Raw genomic sequence first — 19,792 nt, 5'->3', positions numbered from 1 at the left:
TAGGCTAAAATATATTTACAATTAGACAAGCATATTGTAGAGTGTTTCATTCCCGTTCAGATTGATAAAGGACGGGTCAAACTGCTCAATACGGTTAATCAAAGAAGCATAATCATGCTTATCAGCCAGAGAAATACCAATCAAAACCGGTCCCGTTCCCTTGCTTGCCCGCTTGATATATTCAAAGCGAGTGATATCGTCATTGGGTCCTAAAATATCATTTACGAATTCACGCAAGGCACCTGGACGCTGCGGGAAGTTAACCACGAAATAGTGCTTGATACCATCATAAATAAGAGCCCGCTCTTCCATCTCTGGCATCCGGTTGATGTCATTATTACCACCTGAGATAATGCAACAGATAGTTTTCCCCTTGATATACTCGCTCAGGACTTCCAAAGCAGCAACACTTGCAGCACCAGCTGGCTCTGCGACAATCCCTTGCTTGGAATATAGATCAATGATGGTCTCTGAAATAAGCCCTTCATCTACACCGATAAGATTTTGAACATTCTTTTGTGTGACCTCATAGGTTGATGCACCGACTTTCTGGACTGCGATACCGTCCGCAAATTTGTCGATTTCTTTGAGCTTGACTGGACCACCTGCTTCAAAAGCTGCTTTCATACTGCGGGCACCGTTGGCTTCCACACCAATGACTTCAATAGTTGGCTGACTTTCTTTTATATAGGTTGAGACTCCTGATATCAGGCCGCCGCCGCCAACTGGTACCAAAACTGCATCAAAAGTAATAGCTTCTCTCTTGGCCTCGTCTAAGATTTCATAGGCTACAGTCCCTTGACCCGCTTGGACATCTTCATTGTCAAAAGGATCGATAAAGGTGCGATTTTCAGCCTTAGTATAGTCAAGCGCTGCCTTAGCCGAAGCATCGAAGGTGTCTCCAACCAGCTTGATATCCACAAATTCACCACCAAAGAAGCGGACCTGGCTAATCTTCTGCTGAGGAGTCGTGATGGGCATAAAAATAGTTGCTGGAATTTTCATTTCCTTACAAGTATAGGCCACTCCTTGGGCGTGATTTCCCGCAGAAGCACAGACAACCCCACGCTGGCGCTCCTCTTCATTAAGTTGAGAAATGGCATAATAAGCCCCACGAAGTTTAAAAGAGCGCACCCGCTGCATATTTTCCTTCTTCAGGTAAATCTTGGCCTGGTACTTCTCCGACAAATAGTGGTCGTAGTCAAGCGGAGTATTGACAACCACATCTTTTAACACTTTATGAGCATGCGTGATATCTTTTGCTCTGAGCATATTTTTTCCTTCCCTGTCTCTCCAGTTTATTCTCTATCAAGCAAAACAAGGGGCTGGGAATTCGCATTCCAACCCCTAATGTCTTATCTGCTCTTTACCTTAATTGTAAATCTTGAAAGCATCGTCGTCGTTTTTACCAACGAATGGCATTGCTTTACGCAATTCTGCACCGACCTTTTCAATCTCCAGATTAGCAGCTTGCTCACGGTAAGCAGTCAGTTTTGGACGACCAGCTTTATAGTCGTCAACGAAGTCATTAGCAAATTTACCGTTTTGGATATCAGCCAAGACTGCCTTCATGTTTTCTTTGACTTGCTCAGTAATCACGCGCGGACCAGATACATAGTCACCATATTCGGCTGTGTTTGAGATAGATTGGCGCATCTTCTTGAAGCCACCTTCATAGATCAAGTCGACAATCAGTTTCATTTCGTGCAGCACTTCAAAGTAAGCCAATTCTGGTGCATAGCCAGCTTCAGTCAGAACTTCAAATCCTGCTTCAATCAGGGCAGTCAGACCACCACAAAGCACAGCTTGTTCACCAAAGAGATCTTCTTCTGTTTCTTCTTTATAAGTTGTTTCAAGCAAACCAACACGAGCTGAACCAACACCTTTACACCAGTCCATTGCGATATCTTTGGCATTTCCAGTGGCGTCTTGGTAAACTGCATAGAGAGCTGGTACACCAAAACCTTCTTCGAAAGTACGGCGAACCAAGTGACCAGGACCTTTAGGTGCACACATGAAGACATCTACATCAGCAGGAACTTTGATAAATTCAAAATGGATGTTGAAACCATGAGCAAATCCAACTGCGTTTCCAGCTTCCAAGTTTGGAGCGATTTCTGCTTCATAGAGATCTTGTTGGATTTCATCTGGAGCCAAAATCATAATAACATCAGCCAATTTAGCTGCTTCTGCTACTGTATAAGTATCAAAACCATCTTCTTTAGCCTTGTCAAATGACTTACCAGGACGAACACCGATAATCACATCGTGGCCTGTATCACGCAAGTTTTGCGCATGAGCATGACCTTGTGAACCATAGCCGATTACGGCAATTTTCTTACCGTCAAGTGCTGCTACTTTTATATCTTTTTCGTATTCCATTGTTACTGCCATAAGTTTTACTCTCTTTTCTATTTTTATTGCCTGTTAGGCGGTTTTAACAAATTAAAGGTTTGGTTTAATCTCGGGTAAAGCCTGTCGCTCCAGTCCGAGCAATATTTTTAATACCATATGGGCGAATGACTCGAAGCAGAGCCTCGCTCTTCTCTGCATCACCGGTCATCTGAACGGTAATAGAGCTAGGTGCTACATCTACAACTGTCGCCCGGAATGGCTGGATAATAGATAGAATCTCTGCCCGCTTATCAGCTGGAGCCGAGACCTTAACCAGAATCACTTCACGCTCCAAGTGAGGACGGTCTGTGATATCTCGAACCCGAATCACATCAATCTGACGATTGAGCTGCTTGATAATCTGCTCAACCTCTGCCAACGAAGCCACATCAATGATGATGGTGATACGGGAGACTTCTGGATTTTCTGTCGTTCCGACTGAGATACTCTCAATATTAACCTGACGTCTGGAAAGGACACCCGTGAAGCGGTTCAGAACACCCGAACGGTTTTGGAGTTTAGCTGTCAACATTCTACGCATGGAACTTCACCCCCAACATCTCATGATTGCTCTTGCCAGCCGGCACCATTGGAAGAACATGCTCCTTGCGAGAGATATCCACCTCGATAAACATTGGTATATCTTCCTTCAGCACTTCCAAATTTTGGACAATAGTCTCCGGATCGTCAAATTTATAGGATTTAACACCATAAGCCTGAGCCATGAGCTGGAAATCTGGCAATGTTTCAAAGACAGACTCAGAGGTACGACCATCATAGAAAGCTTCCTGCCACTGGCGCACCATGCCTAGCGAATGATTGTTAAGCATGATGACCTTAATCGGAATCTTATAGATATTGAGAATAGCCATCTCTTGGTTTGTCATCTGATAGCCACCATCTCCGACAAAGAGCACCACTTCCTTATCCGGGTTGGCAATCTTAGCCCCAATCGCTGCTGGTACACCGAAGCCCATGGTTCCTAGACCACCAGACGTTACCAGTTGGCGCTCATTTTTATATGGATAATATTGGGCGGCCCACATTTGGTGTTGACCCACGTCTGTTACGACGATAGCATCACCCTTGGTCAGCTCACCCACGCGCTCAATGACAGCTTGAGGCTGGACGACACGTTCTTTCTTATCATATGAGCGAACCCGCTCCTTGTCCTGCGTTACTTTTTCAATCCACTTGCTGGTATTATTATGCACCTGCTCTTCATTCAGCAGCATCTGCAGGGCTTTCTTAGCATCCCCTACAATGGGAATATCTACGCTGATAATTTTTCCAATTTCTGCTGGATCAATATCAATATGTGCTACTTTAGCGTTCTTGGCAAAGGTTTTCGGATTACCAGTCAGACGGTCATCAAAGCGGCAGCCGATACTAATCATAAAGTCGGCCTCAGTCATGGCAATATTGGCCGCAAAAGAACCGTGCATTCCACCCATACCTAAGAACAAAGGATGGTCTGTCGCAATAGTTCCCTGCCCCAACAAGCTAGTGACTACTGGAATCTGATACCGCTCCGCAAACGCAACCAATTCCGCTGCTGCCCCAGCATAACTAATACCCCCTCCTGAAAGAAGGACCGGCTTTTTAGCCTTAGAAATCTGCTTGATAATCTTCTTAATCTGCAATTCATTGGGCTCAATAGTCGGCTGATAACTCGGCAGATGCAACTTGCTGTCGTAGATAAAGTCCGTTTCCAGAGCCGAGACATCCTTAGGCAAATCAATAACGACTGGCCCAGGACGACCTGTCGTCGCAATGTGAATAGCTTCTGTAATAATACGCGGAATGTCTGCCGTCTCCCGAACCTGATAATTGTACTTGGTAATAGGAGTCGTAATCCCAACAATATCCGCTTCCTGAAAAGCATCTTTACCGATCCCAGCCTTGGCTACCTGACCAGTAAAGACTAAAAGGGGGACGCTATCACTCATGGCATCGGCAATGCCGGTAATGGCATTAGTCGCTCCCGGACCGCTGGTCACAACTGCAACTCCGATTTTCCCAGTAGACTTAGCATAGCCTTCTGCTTCGTGAACACAGCCTTGCTCATGGCGGCCTAGAATATGACGGATGCCTTCAAAACTATAGATAGCATCATAAAGCGGCAGTACAGCGCCGCCGGGATAGCCAAAAATCGTATCAACACCAAGACTTTTCAAGGTTTCCAAAACAAGCTCTGAGCCTGTCTTAGAAGTTTCTAATTTGATTTTCTCCATTCTTCCCCTTTCATTTATTTACAATTTTCTAAAAATTCAAAAAGCTTTCTACTATGATAACATTTTTGAAAAAAATTGCAAGCCATGCAGAATGTTTTTCTACAATTTTTCTCTAAATCCGAATGTTTTTTCTAATAAAAGATAAAAAGTCAGAACTATATTTATAGTACTGACCTTTCATTAGAATTATTAGCTCTCAAATGTTCCGTTTATGGGAAAGCTCCAGCTCCTCATCTTTTCTAAAAAACTGATTCTGCCAGCTATAACCAGCCTTTCTCTTGCCCGATTCGGACGGCTTCTGTTCTATTTTCAGCATCTAGCTTGGTCAAAATAGATGACATATAGTTACGAACCGTTCCATTTGACAGGTAGAGTTTTTCAGCAATTTCTTTATTGGACAGGCCAGTCGCCGCAGCTTGCAGGACTAGCCTCTCCTGCTGAGAGAGAGGGTTCCTACTGGTCATTAGCACCTCCATCAATTCCGGCGAATATTCCTTTTGCCCATCTAGAACAGTGTGGATGGTCTTCATCAAATCCGCAATGCTACGCTCTTTGAGCACGTAAGCATCAACATCCGCCTTAACAGCTCGCTCAAAGTAGCCCGGTCGCTTGAAGGTTGTGACGATGATGACCTTGATGTTGGGTCGATTGGCCTTGACCCATTCGAGAACGTCTAGGCCGGTTTGGTGGGGCATTTCCACGTCCAAAATAGCTACATCAACAGTTTCTGAGCTAAGACAGTCAATAGCCTTCTGCCCATCTGCGGCCTGATAGACTTCTTCGACATCTGGCTGCAGCTGCAAGAGCTGAGCTAAGGCATCTCTCAGCATACTTTGATCTTCTGCTAACAAAAGTTTCATGCTTCCTTCCCTCCGTATGGCAATTCAATCCGAATCCACGTCGGATCTTGACTGCTAAGAATCTCAAGCCTCCCTGACAAGGCAGACAGCCGCTCCCGAATACTATGCAACTCCCGACCGGTCAGCTTTTGAAAACCACAACCATCATCCTGAATGTCTAAAACAATTTTTTCGTTTTTCTTCACCAAAGAGAAATTACTCTTTTTAGCCTTGGCATGCTTGATGATATTGGTCGCTGCCTCCAGCAAAATCATACTGATTGTTGACTGCTGACTTGGTGTGACACTAGCAACATTGAGCTGGTTATCTATCTCGACCTGAACGCCGCTCATCTCCAGCATAGCTCGAACGGTCACTATTTCCTCGTCCAGAGTCCGATTCTTTAGATCATTAATAATCCGCCGAACATCAGCCATTGATTTCTTACTAATTTCTTGCACTTCCTGCAGTTCTTTTGCTGCCTTGTCATAGGCTTCCATCTGCAAAAACTGCTGAGCCAGCTCAGCCTTAACACTGAGCATAGCAAAGGTATGCCCTAGACTATCATGTAAGTCACGGCCAATCCGATTCCGCTCATTTTCTGCTAGAAAGAGATTCAGCTGGGCATTTTGCTTGGTCTTTTCTTCCTTGATTCGCTCTGTCGTTTGAATCCGATGGAGACCAAAGGTCAAGCCATCCGAAAAGAGAAAAGTGACAATAAAGAAGAGTAGTTCTGCTGGACCAACATTACCCATCAAATAATTAGTCAGCACAATAGCAGGCTGCAAATCAATAAAGGTCCAAAAACGCCAGGATTTAAACGAGACATCATCCAGCTCATAAATCAGCAGATTAGATAGATAAAAAATATACCAGGTAAATCCTGTATTTAACCAGACAGAACCATAGTATATGTAAGCAACCAAAAAACACCAAGAAAAAAATTGAATAAGGCGATGGTTACTTAGCAAAACCGCATAGTAAGCCACAACAAAAATAGCTGTCCAGAGCAAGAGGAAAAGCGGGTATTCCCCGCTGATTACTCCCGCCACTGGAAAGATGATAAAGACCAGCGCAATATGAAACATATAGTGGACTTGTTTAAGTTTTTCCCACATGAATTTATTTTACCTCAATTCGCTTTTTGAGTTGTAGCACAAGAATGCTGACCAAAACCGTATAAATCAGAACAATCAAAGCGGCTTTGCCATTGAACTGATGGTGTTCTAGATAAGAAGACACGACTTGCATCAGTTGATAACTTGGCGTCAACTTACCGATTGGCTGGAGCCATTTTGGAAACATAGTCAGAGGGAACCATAGACCGCCCAGAACAGCTAGTGCCATATAAACGATATTGCCCACTACAGACATGAGCTGAGCGCTTGGCAAGAGACTGACCAATACACCCATAGCAATAAAGACCACACTTCCTACCAGAAGGATCACGGCAATAAGAAGCCAGTCTACCATTGGCAGATTAACCCCGCGAACAAAATGCCCAATCGAGAAGACTACGATAATAGAAAGCATAAAAGTCAACAGCGTACTGCAAAGTTTTGATATATAATATTTTACCATAGAAATCGGCGAGTGCTGAATCATTTTTTGCCAGTTATTATTTTTATCAGACTGTAAAGTGCTAGGAATGCTAAAGAAAGCACTAGACATGATACTAAAAAGAGTCATAGAGAAGAGGTAGCCTCGAAGCACATGTTCAGGCGTATCACTTCCAGACATCATTCCTGAGAAAATCAGGTAAAAGACGCTGGGCAGACCAATAGACAAGAGATAATAAGCTGCCTGCCGTTTCATTAAAATCAACTCAATCTTCATAAGACTTACCATATTTTTCATGATTACTCTCCTATTCTTGTGTCGTTTCAAAAATACTATCCAAGAGGGTACGGTTACGTACTTCAATCTCTTCGATTGTACAGCCGTGTTCCTGCAGAACCTGCCAGACCTGTCCAGCATCTCTAGTCGCAAAAGATAAAGCCTTTTGCTTGATTTCTAAATCAGTCACATTATCCAGCTTTTCCAGCACAGACTGATAAGTCAGCGGCAAGGTAAAGTGTTTTTCCTGCTCCTCACTGCGCATGGCATAAGGCGTCGTATCCCGAATCAGCTCACCCTTGTGCAGCACCAAAATCCGGTCTGCCGTATGCTCAACTTCTTCGATATAGTGAGAGGAGTAAACGATGGTCACTCCCTGCTGCTTGAGCTGATTAACAATTTCCCAGAAATGCTGACGAGTAGAGGTGTCCATAGCAGAAGTCGGTTCGTCCAAGAACAGAATCTTAGGACGTCCAATCAGACTCAGAACAAAAGAGAAGAGACGTTTTTGTCCACCAGACAGCTTGCTGGCCAACTGATTCTTTTGCTTGTCTGTAAATTGCAGCAAATCATCAATTTCTTGATTGGATAAACTATTTGGATAAATCGCTTGAAAGAAAGTCAAGAGTTCCTTGACCTTCAAATCCTCCACCACTGTATTTTCCTGTGGTAAAATCGCTACCGACTGCTTGAGATGAGTGTCAGTTGGCTTGAGTCCCTGAATTGTAGCCTGACCCGCTGTCAGAAACTTATCACCCAACAAACAGTCCATGAGAGTCGTTTTCCCTGCTCCATTGGGACCAATCAAGGCTACACAATCACCTTGGGAGATTTCAAAGGAAATATCCTTTAAAATCTCCTTACCATGAATGCTTTTTGAAAGCTTCTTTACTTCAATCAGTTCCATTTTGCTCCTCCTTTGATTTGATAAGCCTCATGTGCATCTTTCCTTTATTTTTCAAAAGGCGAAAGAAGAACGAAGGCCAAATGCTGTTTGAATTATTACAGCAACCTTTTATCATTTTGTTAACTATATTATAAGGCAAAGAAATTTTTCCTACTAGTTGATTTTGTCACCGACTGACATGACAAATGTCACTATTCCACTTTTTGAACCCAAAGCTAGCAAATATTGGAATAATCTATTTATATCCCTTCTGCATGAAGACACAAAAAAAGCCGGCCCCCTCATTGAGAGGAACCGACTAGTTGTAGGTCTGTTGCAATTCAGATAGAAACTGTAATTAAAGCAGCCTAATCTAAAAAAATTTTCAATAAACTAGCTACTCAACTTTGTAAGATGAGGCGACCAACGCTTTTTAAACTTTAGCTCTGCCCCTCTTCTTTGAGACCATTGAGTTTCAGACTCAGAATGAACATCTCAGGTGTAATATCCTTAATGTCCTTCAGTCCAAAACCTTGGAAGAAACTGTTCTTTTCCACCTCTTCGACATTGACCTTTTGCAAATCAATTTCAATCAAGGTCTGCAATTTCTTCTCTGCTGTAACTGAATAATCAATATTGACACCCTCCAGACTCTTAGCTGCTACATAGTTTGAATCAGACTGCATTCCTTCACGAATAATAGTCGTCATCTCCTCTGGAGTCAAAGTAGCCGATACCGCACTAGCTTCTTCTGGCAAGGAAGTAAGCAATTCCATCCGAAGATTCAAGATTTTCTTGCCCTGATAAGTAATGGTATCTCGATGATGAATGCCCTCAATGTCTCCGACTAAAGTTTTAGAGACGACCTCTGTACTTTCGGAAGAAGAACTGGATGACTCGCTGGAGCTAGAGCTGGTTTTAGTCCGCCTAGAAGAAGCTACTGATTCAGAAGAATGTCTAGGACGATGCTTGCTGAAGTTAGGAAACACACAGCCCGTCAAGAGCACCGAAGCAGAAATAACAAGAATGAAAAATTTTTTCATAGTTCACCTTTTTTACTTTTTATTTGTTACAGTATAACATAATACCAGTTTCTTGTCTAAGTATTTTCTATAAAATGACAAAAGGCAACCTTTCGATTGCCTTTTTATGCTATTCAACACTAAAAATATATGGATAAACCGGCTGACTGCCCTGATGAATTTCTACTTCAACATCCTCGAATTGTTCCATTAAATCTTGAGCAAGACTGCTAGCCAATTCTTCGCTGCCGTCTTCACCGATATAGATAGAGACTATCTCGCTGTCTTCATTGAGCATCTTGCTGAACGTTTCTTTCAAAGCTGTCAGCATATCGGGATTTGAAACAACAATCTTACCATCCACCATACCGAGGTTGTCATTCTCATGAATTTCCAAGCCATCAATCGTCGTATCACGAACCGCAGTCGTCACGCTGCCGCTGACTACTTCTGCCAAGGCTGCAGTCATACGCTCTTGGTTTTCCTCGATAGTCTTGCTGCCATCAAAAGCTAGGAGACCGGTCAAACCTTGAGGGATTGTGCGAGTCTCAATAACAGCTGCAGGCTGTTCAATCACTTCTGCTGCTGATTGGGCTGCCATGAAGATGTTTTTATTGTTTGGCAAGATAATAATATTACGAGCATTGACTTGCTCCACAGCTTTGATAAAGTCTTCCGTTGATGGGTTCATAGTTTGCCCGCCAGAGATGATGTAGTCAACTCCCTGAGCCTTAAAGATTTCAGCCAGACCATCACCAGCCACTACAGCGATAATCGCAAACTCTTTCTCTTGAGCCGGCTTGGCTGAGCGCTCTTCTTTTTCAACCTGCGCTTCGTGCTGGTTGCGCATATTATCAACCTTGACCTTGACCAAACTACCATACTTGAGACCTTCCTGCATAACCAGTCCTGGATCTTCAGTATGAACATGGACTTTGACGATTTCATCATCGTTGACTACCAACAGGGAATCTCCCAAATCGTTGAGGTAGTTACGGAATTCATCATAATCAAAGTCTTTTACATAGGTTGGTCCTGCCTTGAGAGCCACCATGATTTCAGTACAATAGCCGAAAGTGATGTCTTCTGTCGCAACATGGCCAGCTACAGACTTATGATGCTCAGCATTAATCATCTCAGACATGGTCGCAGGTGTCGCCACGAAGTCCTCGGAAGCAATATATTCGCCTGTAAGAGCAGACAGGAAGCCTTCGTAGATAAAGACCAACCCTTGACCGCCAGAGTCCACAACACCGACTTCTTTCAGAACCGGCAGCATATCCGGTGTCTTAGCCAAAGCAGCCTTTGCTCCTTCAAGAGCTGCTTTCATAACTTCTACAGCATCATTAGTGACTTCAGCTTTCTTCTTGGCTCCGATAGCCGCACCGCGGGAAACAGTCAAAATCGTTCCCTCAACCGGCTTCATAACTGCCTTGTAAGCCACTTCTACACCAGACTGAAAGGCCAGAGCTAGATCTTCACCAGTCAGCTCTTCATGCTCTTTCACACTTTGAGAAAAACCGCGGAAAAGCTGGGAAGTGATAACTCCTGAGTTACCACGCGCGCCCATCAAAAGGCCTTTCGCAAAGATACCCGCCGCTTCGCCAACTGTTGAAGCAGACTTATCTGACACTTCCTTAGCACCATTTTCAATAGTCATACCCATGTTGGTCCCTGTATCGCCATCTGGAACCGGGAAGACATTCAAAGAGTTTACATATTCAGCCTGTTTATTTAAGCGAGTAGATGCCGCCTGCACCATTTCTTGAAATAAACTAGTAGTAATATTTGCCACGATTATTCTCCTACGACTTTAATATTTTGGATATAAACATTCACTGCATGGGCAGTAATTCCGAGCTTGTTTTCCAAACTGAATTTAACACGCTCTTGGATGTTTTTGGAAACTTCGCTGATTTTGACTCCATAGCTTAACACAGTGTAGACATCAACTGCGATATCACCTTCATCAGTCGCTTTCACAACCACGCCCTTAGCATAGTTTTCTTTTCCTAAAAGGGCTTGAAAATTATCCTTGATTGCATTTTTGCTGGCCATGCCAACTACACCAAAAATTTCAGTCGCTGCACCGCCGACGATTGTCGCAATCACATCATCAGTCAGCTCAATTTGACCATCTTTTGTATTAATTTTCACAGTCATAATTTGTACCTCAAAAGTATTTTATAGTTTATTCTACCATATTTTATACAGGGTGTAAAAGAGGAAGGGTCTAAATCAACTGTCTAGGCGGAAATTTACAAGCAAAAAAGGACGGAAAATTTCCATCCTTTTAAATAAAAATTAAACGCGTTCAACTTTACCTGATTTAAGGGCACGAGCTGAAGCCCAAACTTTTTTAGGTTTACCGTCAATCAAAACAGTAACTTTTTGAAGATTTGGTTTAACAGCGCGTTTTGTTTGGTTCATCGCGTGAGAGCGGTTGTTTCCTGATACAGTCTTACGACCAGTAAAGTAACATACTTTAGCCATTATCGTGTTTCCTCCTATTAGATCTAATATTACGGATGTGCTAGCACCACATACCTTCCTATATTACCAAAAAACTTGACGTTTGACAAGTACATTTGTCCAAAGTTTCGAAATTAATCCGTTTTCCTAAACATAGCTAATCTTCAAAGAACCGAAAGCTACGTTGCCTTTGACATAGAGAGTTTTTCTCTTTTCATTGACATTGCGGGGATTGTAGACAGAGCCAAAGGCATTATCTACATCCAGCTCTACACGCCAGTCGCTGGGCACATAAAGCATCACACTGCCAAAAGACAGATCCACTTCAAAAGTTGCTGAGTCCCCTTCGATAGTCGCATTATCAAAATAAACCGATGCACTGCCAAAAGCACAGTCTAACTTTTCATAGGTGAAGTTATCTGAGTTGATATAGCGCGTGCCGCTGCCAAAAGCAATATCATCTTTTGAGGAAGAAGAGGCAGTTGAGAAGATACGCCCCTTAAAAATGCGCCGGGGCTTGAAAATCATATTGAGACCGATGCAAGCCAGAATACCACCCAAAACCAAGGTTCCTGTTGAAATAGCTAAAAAGTGGTAAACGGCATTGGCAATAATCAGCGCAATAACTGCCATGATCAGCCCAGTGCCAAAGTCTCTTTCTAAGAAATTTTCCAAGGCGAAATAGGCAAACATTGCAACTACTAGCATGGGCCAAATATTAAAATTGAAGGCAGGAATCCCAAAATTCCCCTGCAGCAGAACCCAAGCTGCCAAGACTAAAAAGCCGATTCCAAAAATTGTTTTTTTCATGAAAATTACCTCGTTTCGTTTAACTTTTCTTTTAAAATTTGATAGTAGTGTCGGGAAACGTGCACTTGTTTATGTGTGTCATAAAATTGGATAGTACTGGTTCCCGAAAATGATTTATCCAAAGCGTAAATAGCCTTGGCATTGGCAATAGTAGACTTTGAAATGCGACAGAAATATGCCGGAAGTCTCTCTTCTAATTCGTATAGCTTCAATTTGACTTCATAAGCATCATCCCTGCTATGAGCATAAATTTTGGTAGCATCCGTTTCAAAAAATAAAATATTCTTCAAATCGACAAAATATTCACTTGTATCCTTATAGAAAGCTATCGGTTGACGGTTGGCTTGTTCAAGAGCTGCTTGAATCCGAGCCACCTCTTCACCATATTGAGCCGTTCGGATAACGACTTCAGTTTCTGCCATATCTGTATCAAGCTCAATCCTAATCTTCATAGCCACTCCTTTCCTTGCTTCTGACTTCATTATAACAATTTTCAAAAAAGAAACAAGGCATTTTCAGTAAGTGGTTATTTTTGATAACTAAGTGGTAGCTTACCCTTCTCAAAAAATGTTAAGCAAATTTGATTTCTCATCCTAGACTCTCCAATAGATTCGTTTAGTATAAAAGCACGACTTACACATATTGAATATCTGTCTTATTTTATGATCAAACAAATTTGAAAACTTTTTTCCTTCTGATATAATAGTACCTCAGGAGGTACTATATGTCTAAACAAAAAATTAATCGCTTTGTCGGATCTATTGGAGCTTTTATTGGGATTCTTGTCTTTATTGCATATATTCCACAAATTATCGCTAACTTGCAAGGAGAAAAAGCTCAACCATTCCAACCACTATTCGCAGCAGTTTCTTGTTTAATTTGGGTAATCTATGGTTGGACCAAAGAACCTAAAAAAGACTGGATCCTTATCATTCCCAATGCGGCAGGAGTGATATTAGGCGGTCTAACTTTTCTTACTTCTTTATAAGAATTAGATAAACAAAACCAGCAACCCATGAAAAAGTTGCTGGTTTTCTTTCTGCCGATTGCAGGGATCGAACCTGTGACCTACGCGTTACGAGTGCGTTGCTCTACCAACTGAGCTAAATCGGCGTCTTTTCCCCTTTATTTTAGCATCTTGAGTTTTTTTGTCAAGGGAAAATTTCACAACTTTTTAACCCAAATCAAACAAGGGTTGCTTTTATCCCAAAGTTCAGGAAAGATTTCTAACTTTTTAAAGCCCCGAGCCTGATAGAAAGCGTTCGTCCTGTCGTAAGTAGGATAATGACCTGGTGCTACCGTTTTTACCTGCAGATAGGATGCTTTTTGACGAGCAGATTTTTCTAAAACTCCTAGAAGTTGACTGCCAATTCCTGCTCTATGATAGAATTTCTTAACAGCTAGACAGTCAATCTCAGCACAATCTTCACTAGAGTATGATAAGCTTACAAAGCCAGCCAAATCACTCTCCTGATAGGCAGCCCAAACTTGCAAATCCGTAGCTCCTTCAATGTAAGCTTGTGTACTTTCAGGTATTCCAAACCATTCTGGTAGATCCTTCAAAACTTCGCTAACCACTATCATCTTTTGTTTTTCTTCCTTCACTTCTTCAATTACCATCATCTTAAAACCCTTTCTTGATTTAAGCTTTAGGACCAATCATATTTTCTATCTTACGATCCAGCACTTTCATAGGCGTCCAAGCCCCTGTCCCATAGTTTCAAAGAAATGACAAAGAAGACAAGGGAAATTAGAATCAAACCACCGATATTAAAGAGTCCATTCTTTTCCTGCAAGAAATAGCTAGCTGGATAGTAGGCCGTAAAGGCGAAAGGCACGATAAAACTAATCAACCAACGGATAAGCGAGTGGTAAATCGAAATCGGATACTTGGCAAAATCATTGAACATATAGAAAATGTAGATCATAGCGCCTGATTGCTTGGTCCAAAAAGCAATACTCGCTGTCGCAATTTTCAAAGAAGTATAAATCAAGGTCGCAAAAGGAATACATACTAGGAAAAGCAAAAATTTAGGAAAGGTCCAGCTAATACTGGTGACCGTTGTCGCCAGAAGGATTCCACCAACTAAAAGTTCGCCCAAGGCATCAATCTGAAAGGTCTCGACTAGGATGTGAAAGAGGGGATTGATGGGACGAGTCAGGTATTTGTCAAACTCTCCCTTTCGCACCAATCGCTGCCCCAGTGCCCAGAGATTGTCAAAAAAGAGATGGTCCAATCCCTTGGGAATTAAGGAAAAGCCATAGATAAAGGCAATTTCTTGAAAGGTCCAGCCCTCCAAGGAAGGGATGTGTTGAAAGAGCACGTTGAGAAACAAGAGATTCAAGCCTTGGGTCAGAAAGACTCCCAGCACACCAACCACAAAATCGACCTTGTATTCCATGATTTGCTTGATGTACTGTCTGATAAAAATCAGATGCATACGCTGATATTTTTTCATACTAACCTCCTTGAATGGTGATAAATGACTGGACTCGTTTCCAAATCAACTGAGATAAGCCGGCCATCACTAAGAGCCAGAAGAACTGAAGCAAAAGTGCTTGAAGAATCTGACTGGCATTGTATTTTCCAACAATGATCATAACTGGAGTATAAATCAAGGACGAAAAAGGCAAAAAGGACAGGATATCAGAAACAACCTTTGGAAAGAAAGCCAAAGGAATCAAGCTTCCAGACATAAAAGCCACTAGGGAATTCTTGAGCAGATTGGAACCCCATAAATTTTTAAAAACAAAAGCTGAAAATCCAAAGCAGATATTAAAGAAAAAGTTAATCAGATAGGCTAGGGTTAAGCTAAAAAGATATAGTGCAGTTAAACCCAACACTTCTACAATGCCTTGCCCAGATAAGATTTTCATCAGAAAAATAACACTTAAAAATGGAAGTCCAACGCTGACAAAAATCAACCACTTGGAACCAAGCTCGGTGAAGAGATAAGAGGCCGCAAAATGAACTGGTCTCAGCAAGCGCATGATAATGGAACCATCCTTGACCTCCTCCCCGATCATAAAGGAGCTATCCGACCTGGTCAGAAGATTAGTCACAAAACTCATGATGATGTAGAGGGTGATATCTGCCATACTAAAGCCTTGAATCAAGGACTCTTGCGAGGAATCAAAGACCGCCTTCCAAAGATAGAAAGCGACAAAAGCTCCCATGACATCACCAATCCGATAAAGAAGAAAATTGACTCGATAGGTAATCAACTCCTGAATCCCTGCATTGATAAAGGGTTTATAACGTCTCCACAATTTGACCATCTTAGAGCTCCTTTCGGTAGAAGCGACGGATAATATCCTCAATATCCGTATCCACCATCTTCAAATCACGGACTTCAAAATCAGACAGGGTTTGCTTGATAATATCAGCTGATTGGTAGCGGGAACTATCGAATTCAATATTGAGACTGTTTCCTTGTCTATCAATGGTCATATCCGAAAAGCCTTCATAGTGAGAAACTAGATAACTTTGACCTGGTACCAGTTCAAAGGAAAGAGTCTTCATCTTGCCAAAGGTCTCCTTGAGCTGGCTCACCGTTCCATCAAAAATCTCCTGCCCCTTGTCAATCATAAAAATCCGATCACAAAGTTGCTCAATATCACTCAAGTCGTGAGTGGTCAAGAGAATGGTTGTTTCTTCCTCCTGATTGATCTGGGTAATGGCCCGACGAATGTTGTCCTTTACCGAAACATCCAAACCAATGGTTGGCTCATCTAAAAAGAGAACCTTGGGATTGTGGAGCAAGGAAGCAGCAATATCCGCACGCATCCGTTGACCAAGTGACAGAGTCCGCACGGGATCTTTGATAAATTCCTTCAAATCCAAGACTTCATTTAAAAAGTCCATGCGTTTATGGAAGAGCGAATCTGGTACATCGTAAATCTCTTTCAAGACCGTGTAAGTCTCTTGCAGAGCCAAATCCCACCATAGCTGGGTTCGTTGCCCGAAGACCACTCCAATATCCTTGACATAGTCTTGACGATTATCCTGCGGAATTTTACCGTTGATTCGACACAAACCAGATGTCGGTTTCAAAATCCCTGTCAGCATTTTAATGGTTGTTGACTTCCCAGCACCATTGGCCCCGATAAAGCCTAAAATCTGCCCTTTTGGAACCTCAAAGGTCAAATCCTTGACCGCTTCAAAAGTCTGCTTTTCAGGATGGATAAAGGAGCGCAAAGCTCCTTTCAAACCTGGTTCCTTAACTGTCTTCACAAAATTTTTCTGAAGATGTTCTACTTCTATCATTGCCATACGTTTCTCAATATCCTATTATTCAATTCATGTTTCAGACCCTTTCCCCACCTAACTCAGGAAAATAGAATCTTATCTCCCCACTATACTACCACTTTTACTTCTAAACTAACATAGGAAATTCAAAAATAATTTTCATATTTTACCACACACTAAAAAACCCACCCTTACGGGCAGGCTTCTGTTTTGTAGTCTTCAGTTAGATTAAGCTTTAACTTCTGAACATAAATCATTTATTTGCTATACTTCCTTATACACTAAAAAGGGCTATATTCAGGTATTCTTCTACCCACACTGTATTAGAAAGATGCTTCATTATTCCCTTTAGTTATTAAAAAAGTGTGGCAAAATAGGGGCAAAATCTTAAGGTGAATTTGCCACTAATCATATGATCTGGTTTGAGAAGAACTCTATGTATTTAGGTCCAAAGAGCATCAGCCATATCCTCCTATTTTACATGTAAAACTTTAATAAGTTAATTTTTCACTTTTCTCTCAACTCAACTATATAATCATATGTATCCTTTTTTAATTTTGATAGTGAATGATTTAAATAGTCGTCAAAACTATCATTGGCAATCTCTCCAAATATCATACTATCGAAAAATTCTTCTGAAAATTCATTTACTATGTTACCTTTATCTCCCAAAAGAGAAATTAAATAATCACGATATTCTTTACAATATTTTTCTTCTTTCATAAACATTTCAGCAACGTCTTTTTTATGAATTTCATACGCATCTTCTAATTTTAAAACATTATCTTCTTGTGATTTCTCACCAAAAAGAATCTTTATTTTGCTGCCCTTACTTGGTGGAGACACTACAAATTTAACTTCTATATCCTCCTCAAGATCAAAAGGACAAAATTCATAATCATTGGCCTGTTTTATCCTATTACAAGCGCTACATGATGGAACTAAATTGGAGAGGGTCAAGGCGAAAAAAGGGAATTTATCTTTATTATAATAATGATCAAACTCACATCCTAATTTATCGTGTCTAGAATTAATATAATTTCTATTACAGTAGGGACAAACAGTGATTCCTAAATTTCTCATAAGACTAATATTATTTTTTAATTTTATATTTCCATCATTTTTTGTGAAGAATCTTGAGTAATATCCTTTATAAATATCTAATAATTTCTGAGTACCTTTCCTATCAAGTAATTCTTCATAATTCGATTCATGTATTTTAAGAAAATTATGAAATTTCTTCAATTCAGAAAAACTCATTGTAATTAACTCATGAAAATCCGAAATTTCTTTCTCCCTATTTTTTTTAAGCAATTCGTTTAAAAGTGAAACAATATCATTTCCCACTTCATTTATTGTTTTGTTAGATATTGCAGTATCTACAGATTCGTTCTTAGGCTTTCTAGAAATTAAAAATTGATAATATCTTTCAATTTCTTCTGGACTATAAAAATTTGTTATCTTTATCATTTTGTTGTTTTTTTTCTTCAAGTTCTTTTATCTGTTTTTTTAGTTCTTCAATTTTTTTTTCATATTTTAAACTATCATTTTGTTCATTGTGCCACCTAACATTTTTCATCTGTCTTTTTAAATGATTCCGTATAATATCCTCACCAATCATATCAACTAATTCTTCAAAAAATTTTTTAACATCCTTAGTTGTTGTTTGTTCACTAAGCATTAATCCATATCTATCAATAAACTGCTTATAAGCATCAGTCTCTTGAATCATTTTTTTATTTGAAGAAGTCGTAAAAATTACTAACAAATCTTCAATAACTTGTTGCGAAAAAGCTCCTTTAGGAGCCTCTAAGAAAAATGAATTCTTAAATAAACTATAAATATTCTGACCAAAAGTTTTTAATATTTTATTAGGCTCTTCTGGTAAATATATTACATCCTCTGCTAGAAAGTCTGAGAGAATAATAGGTGAATGTGTTGATAATATTACCCTAACTGCACCATTCCTTTTCTTCATAATTTTACCGATAATAGGTAAAACACTGTTTACCCAATTTCTTTGCCACTCAGGATGCAGCCCTAGATCAACTTCATCAAGCAATACTAGTACTTTATTACTATTAAGATTACTTTTAACACTATTTAAACGTCCAAGTAAATTAAGTAACGCTAGCTCACCCGAACTAAGTCCATTCCATTCAAATTCAAGGACAGAAAATGTTTCTTGTGAAATCAAATTATCCGATTCTTCAGTATTTAAACTTTTAAAAATATCTTCTAACATCTTTCTATCATCATCCTTAGTAAAGACAAAGTCTCTTCCAACATTACTAATAATAGTACTTAAAGCATTAAAGAAATTTCTTAACTTAGTTATCTTTGATTTTGTATTATCATTTAAAAACTTATTTAAATCCACATAGAATCTTTCAGTTGGTTGTATAGTTTTAGGATCTATTTCATTAATTAAAGTGATGATTTGTTCACGACTCAAGTCGAAAACAATATAATCGCTAAATACTGCAAAGAATTTTCTCAATAGAACTTTTATTATGTTCTTTTCTTTATGTACATATTTTATTATTTCTTTTAGTTTTTTTTCCCATTCATCATTCAAATTATTACCTTTCAGATAATATTTATTATACGAAATTATCCCTTCACCAATTTGATTTAATCTAAGAAATACTCTTTTATCCGAAAGTTCAATTAAATTTTGCCATTTCGTATTTTTATTTCCCTTTTTATAATAATCAATCACTACTTTTACTTGTTTGATCGAATCTTCTCGATTCAAGTTTACAAGATCCATGGTGTTTAAGTATGCAGAGGTAGAAATATCAATAGAACCACTAGAATTAACTTGTAACTTATTCAACTCTACGGAAGCTGAATACTTAACAAAAGAATAAGCTAATATATCCTTGGTATCCTGATAGAATTTTGCAATTGAATACTCATCCTTTTCTAATAAAGAATTTATCAACCTTGTTTTTCCCGAACCGTTTTCACCAACTACACAGTGCACAGATTCAATTTCATTAGAATAATTTAATCTATACTTAAAGCTACTACGATTATTTTCCATT

21 protein-coding genes and 1 tRNA gene are annotated in these 19,792 nt (G+C 40.1%); 1 reads left to right on the top strand and 21 read right to left on the bottom strand.

Annotated features, from left to right (window positions below; all coding sequences use genetic code 11):
- Positions 1-21 precede the first annotated feature (21 nt).
- From ilvA to J1C86_RS02020, 14 genes are all read right to left on the bottom strand, one after another.
- Positions 22-1,272, bottom strand: coding sequence for a threonine ammonia-lyase IlvA (ilvA, locus tag J1C86_RS02085; RefSeq protein WP_002922248.1), 1,251 nt, complete (start codon positions 1,270-1,272; stop codon positions 22-24).
- 99 nt (positions 1,273-1,371) lie between these two features.
- Positions 1,372-2,394: a ketol-acid reductoisomerase gene (gene ilvC / locus J1C86_RS02080; protein WP_125409234.1), complete on the bottom strand. Its 1,023-nt coding sequence runs from the start codon at positions 2,392-2,394 to the stop codon at positions 1,372-1,374.
- Positions 2,395-2,458: 64 nt separating this feature from the next.
- A complete protein-coding gene (gene ilvN / locus J1C86_RS02075) occupies positions 2,459-2,935 on the bottom strand; it encodes an acetolactate synthase small subunit (RefSeq protein WP_002898887.1) in 477 nt (158 codons plus the stop codon).
- Positions 2,928-4,628 (bottom strand): acetolactate synthase large subunit, encoded by a 1,701-nt coding sequence (locus J1C86_RS02070; protein WP_124765891.1) that lies wholly within the window; start codon positions 4,626-4,628, stop codon positions 2,928-2,930. Before J1C86_RS02070 ends, ilvN begins: the two co-directional genes overlap by 8 nt.
- Positions 4,629-4,888: 260 nt before the next feature.
- A complete protein-coding gene (locus tag J1C86_RS02065) occupies positions 4,889-5,488 on the bottom strand; it encodes a response regulator transcription factor (RefSeq protein ID WP_125408238.1) in 600 nt (199 codons plus the stop codon).
- Positions 5,485-6,585, bottom strand: a complete 1,101-nt coding sequence (locus J1C86_RS02060; protein WP_125408240.1) for a sensor histidine kinase — start codon at positions 6,583-6,585, stop codon at positions 5,485-5,487. The genes J1C86_RS02065 and J1C86_RS02060 overlap by 4 nt, the downstream gene beginning before the upstream one ends.
- Before the next feature lie 4 nt (positions 6,586-6,589).
- Complete coding sequence (locus J1C86_RS02055; RefSeq protein WP_125408242.1) at positions 6,590-7,324, bottom strand: ABC transporter permease; 735 nt, start codon at positions 7,322-7,324, stop codon at positions 6,590-6,592.
- Positions 7,325-7,334: 10 nt separating this feature from the next.
- Positions 7,335-8,210: an ABC transporter ATP-binding protein gene (locus J1C86_RS02050; RefSeq protein ID WP_125408244.1), complete on the bottom strand. Its 876-nt coding sequence runs from the start codon at positions 8,208-8,210 to the stop codon at positions 7,335-7,337.
- Positions 8,211-8,629: 419 nt separating this feature from the next.
- Positions 8,630-9,232, bottom strand: a complete 603-nt coding sequence (locus J1C86_RS02045) for an SP0191 family lipoprotein (RefSeq protein ID WP_125408246.1) — start codon at positions 9,230-9,232, stop codon at positions 8,630-8,632.
- A gap of 109 nt (positions 9,233-9,341) precedes the next feature.
- Positions 9,342-11,006 carry a DAK2 domain-containing protein gene (locus J1C86_RS02040; protein ID WP_125408248.1) on the bottom strand — a complete coding sequence of 555 codons (1,665 nt, stop codon included), beginning with the start codon at positions 11,004-11,006 and terminating at the stop codon, positions 9,342-9,344.
- A gap of 2 nt (positions 11,007-11,008) precedes the next feature.
- Entirely contained in the window at positions 11,009-11,374 is a 366-nt protein-coding gene (locus J1C86_RS02035) for an Asp23/Gls24 family envelope stress response protein (RefSeq protein ID WP_002893676.1), read from the bottom strand.
- A gap of 141 nt (positions 11,375-11,515) precedes the next feature.
- On the bottom strand, positions 11,516-11,704 hold the full coding sequence (gene rpmB / locus J1C86_RS02030; RefSeq protein ID WP_001140948.1) for a 50S ribosomal protein L28: 189 nt from the start codon (positions 11,702-11,704) through the stop codon (positions 11,516-11,518).
- Positions 11,705-11,830: 126 nt separating this feature from the next.
- A complete protein-coding gene (locus J1C86_RS02025; RefSeq protein ID WP_002905297.1) occupies positions 11,831-12,493 on the bottom strand; it encodes a LiaF transmembrane domain-containing protein in 663 nt (220 codons plus the stop codon).
- A 5-nt stretch (positions 12,494-12,498) separates the two neighbouring features.
- Positions 12,499-12,945 carry a LytTR family DNA-binding domain-containing protein gene (locus J1C86_RS02020; protein WP_023917202.1) on the bottom strand — a complete coding sequence of 149 codons (447 nt, stop codon included), beginning with the start codon at positions 12,943-12,945 and terminating at the stop codon, positions 12,499-12,501.
- A 272-nt stretch (positions 12,946-13,217) separates the two neighbouring features.
- Between J1C86_RS02020 and J1C86_RS02015 the strand changes: the two genes are divergently transcribed.
- Positions 13,218-13,481, top strand: coding sequence for a SemiSWEET family transporter (locus J1C86_RS02015; protein WP_002902394.1), 264 nt, complete (start codon positions 13,218-13,220; stop codon positions 13,479-13,481).
- Between the two features lie 52 nt (positions 13,482-13,533).
- Here J1C86_RS02015 and J1C86_RS02010 read toward each other — a convergent pair.
- The 7 genes from J1C86_RS02010 to J1C86_RS01980 all read right to left on the bottom strand — a co-directional run bounded on the left by J1C86_RS02010 (position 13,534) and on the right by J1C86_RS01980 (position 19,791).
- Positions 13,534-13,606, bottom strand: a tRNA-Thr gene (locus J1C86_RS02010).
- A 51-nt stretch (positions 13,607-13,657) separates the two neighbouring features.
- Entirely contained in the window at positions 13,658-14,116 is a 459-nt protein-coding gene (locus J1C86_RS02005; protein ID WP_002925947.1) for a GNAT family N-acetyltransferase, read from the bottom strand.
- Between the two features lie 50 nt (positions 14,117-14,166).
- Entirely contained in the window at positions 14,167-14,952 is a 786-nt protein-coding gene (locus J1C86_RS02000; RefSeq protein WP_002925949.1) for an ABC transporter permease, read from the bottom strand.
- A 1-nt stretch (position 14,953) separates the two neighbouring features.
- Positions 14,954-15,772: an ABC transporter permease gene (locus tag J1C86_RS01995; protein ID WP_002925951.1), complete on the bottom strand. Its 819-nt coding sequence runs from the start codon at positions 15,770-15,772 to the stop codon at positions 14,954-14,956.
- A gap of 1 nt (position 15,773) precedes the next feature.
- Positions 15,774-16,766 carry an ABC transporter ATP-binding protein gene (locus J1C86_RS01990; RefSeq protein WP_125409230.1) on the bottom strand — a complete coding sequence of 331 codons (993 nt, stop codon included), beginning with the start codon at positions 16,764-16,766 and terminating at the stop codon, positions 15,774-15,776.
- A 483-nt stretch (positions 16,767-17,249) separates the two neighbouring features.
- A complete protein-coding gene (locus tag J1C86_RS01985; protein ID WP_427150812.1) occupies positions 17,250-18,212 on the bottom strand; it encodes an HNH endonuclease in 963 nt (320 codons plus the stop codon).
- A complete protein-coding gene (locus J1C86_RS01980) occupies positions 18,187-19,791 on the bottom strand; it encodes an AAA family ATPase (RefSeq protein WP_427150811.1) in 1,605 nt (534 codons plus the stop codon). Before J1C86_RS01980 ends, J1C86_RS01985 begins: the two co-directional genes overlap by 26 nt.
- Position 19,792: the final 1 nt, after the last annotated feature.

This window comes from Streptococcus sanguinis (genome assembly GCF_050220005.1).
GTDB classification, from domain to species: domain Bacteria; phylum Bacillota; class Bacilli; order Lactobacillales; family Streptococcaceae; genus Streptococcus; species Streptococcus sanguinis_Z.
Note: the sequence above shows the minus strand (reverse complement) of the source record. Positions and strands in the feature narration are given on the sequence as shown.

Excerpts from the sequence above, each read along its gene's own strand:
- J1C86_RS02035 (WP_002893676.1), bottom strand. The coding sequence starts at position 11,374 with ATGACTGTGAAAATTAATACAAAAGATGGTCAAATTGAGCTGACTGAT.
- ilvC (WP_125409234.1), bottom strand. The coding sequence starts at position 2,394 with ATGGCAGTAACAATGGAATACGAAAAAGATATAAAAGTAGCAGCACTT.
- J1C86_RS02070 (WP_124765891.1), bottom strand. The coding sequence starts at position 4,628 with ATGGAGAAAATCAAATTAGAAACTTCTAAGACAGGCTCAGAGCTTGTT.
- J1C86_RS02025 (WP_002905297.1), bottom strand. The coding sequence starts at position 12,493 with ATGAAAAAAACAATTTTTGGAATCGGCTTTTTAGTCTTGGCAGCTTGG.
- J1C86_RS02050 (WP_125408244.1), bottom strand. The coding sequence starts at position 8,210 with ATGGAACTGATTGAAGTAAAGAAGCTTTCAAAAAGCATTCATGGTAAG.
- ilvN (WP_002898887.1), bottom strand. The coding sequence starts at position 2,935 with ATGCGTAGAATGTTGACAGCTAAACTCCAAAACCGTTCGGGTGTTCTG.
- J1C86_RS02000 (WP_002925949.1), bottom strand. The coding sequence starts at position 14,952 with ATGAAAAAATATCAGCGTATGCATCTGATTTTTATCAGACAGTACATC.
- J1C86_RS01990 (WP_125409230.1), bottom strand. The coding sequence starts at position 16,766 with ATGGCAATGATAGAAGTAGAACATCTTCAGAAAAATTTTGTGAAGACA.
- J1C86_RS02060 (WP_125408240.1), bottom strand. The coding sequence starts at position 6,585 with ATGTGGGAAAAACTTAAACAAGTCCACTATATGTTTCATATTGCGCTG.
- rpmB (WP_001140948.1), bottom strand. The coding sequence starts at position 11,704 with ATGGCTAAAGTATGTTACTTTACTGGTCGTAAGACTGTATCAGGAAAC.
- J1C86_RS01985 (WP_427150812.1), bottom strand. The coding sequence starts at position 18,212 with ATGATAAAGATAACAAATTTTTATAGTCCAGAAGAAATTGAAAGATAT.
- J1C86_RS01995 (WP_002925951.1), bottom strand. The coding sequence starts at position 15,772 with ATGGTCAAATTGTGGAGACGTTATAAACCCTTTATCAATGCAGGGATT.
- J1C86_RS02005 (WP_002925947.1), bottom strand. The coding sequence starts at position 14,116 with ATGATGGTAATTGAAGAAGTGAAGGAAGAAAAACAAAAGATGATAGTG.
- J1C86_RS02055 (WP_125408242.1), bottom strand. The coding sequence starts at position 7,324 with ATGAAAAATATGGTAAGTCTTATGAAGATTGAGTTGATTTTAATGAAA.
- J1C86_RS02020 (WP_023917202.1), bottom strand. The coding sequence starts at position 12,945 with ATGAAGATTAGGATTGAGCTTGATACAGATATGGCAGAAACTGAAGTC.
- J1C86_RS01980 (WP_427150811.1), bottom strand. The coding sequence starts at position 19,791 with ATGGAAAATAATCGTAGTAGCTTTAAGTATAGATTAAATTATTCTAAT.
- ilvA (WP_002922248.1), bottom strand. The coding sequence starts at position 1,272 with ATGCTCAGAGCAAAAGATATCACGCATGCTCATAAAGTGTTAAAAGAT.
- J1C86_RS02045 (WP_125408246.1), bottom strand. The coding sequence starts at position 9,232 with ATGAAAAAATTTTTCATTCTTGTTATTTCTGCTTCGGTGCTCTTGACG.
- J1C86_RS02065 (WP_125408238.1), bottom strand. The coding sequence starts at position 5,488 with ATGAAACTTTTGTTAGCAGAAGATCAAAGTATGCTGAGAGATGCCTTA.
- J1C86_RS02015 (WP_002902394.1), top strand. The coding sequence starts at position 13,218 with ATGTCTAAACAAAAAATTAATCGCTTTGTCGGATCTATTGGAGCTTTT.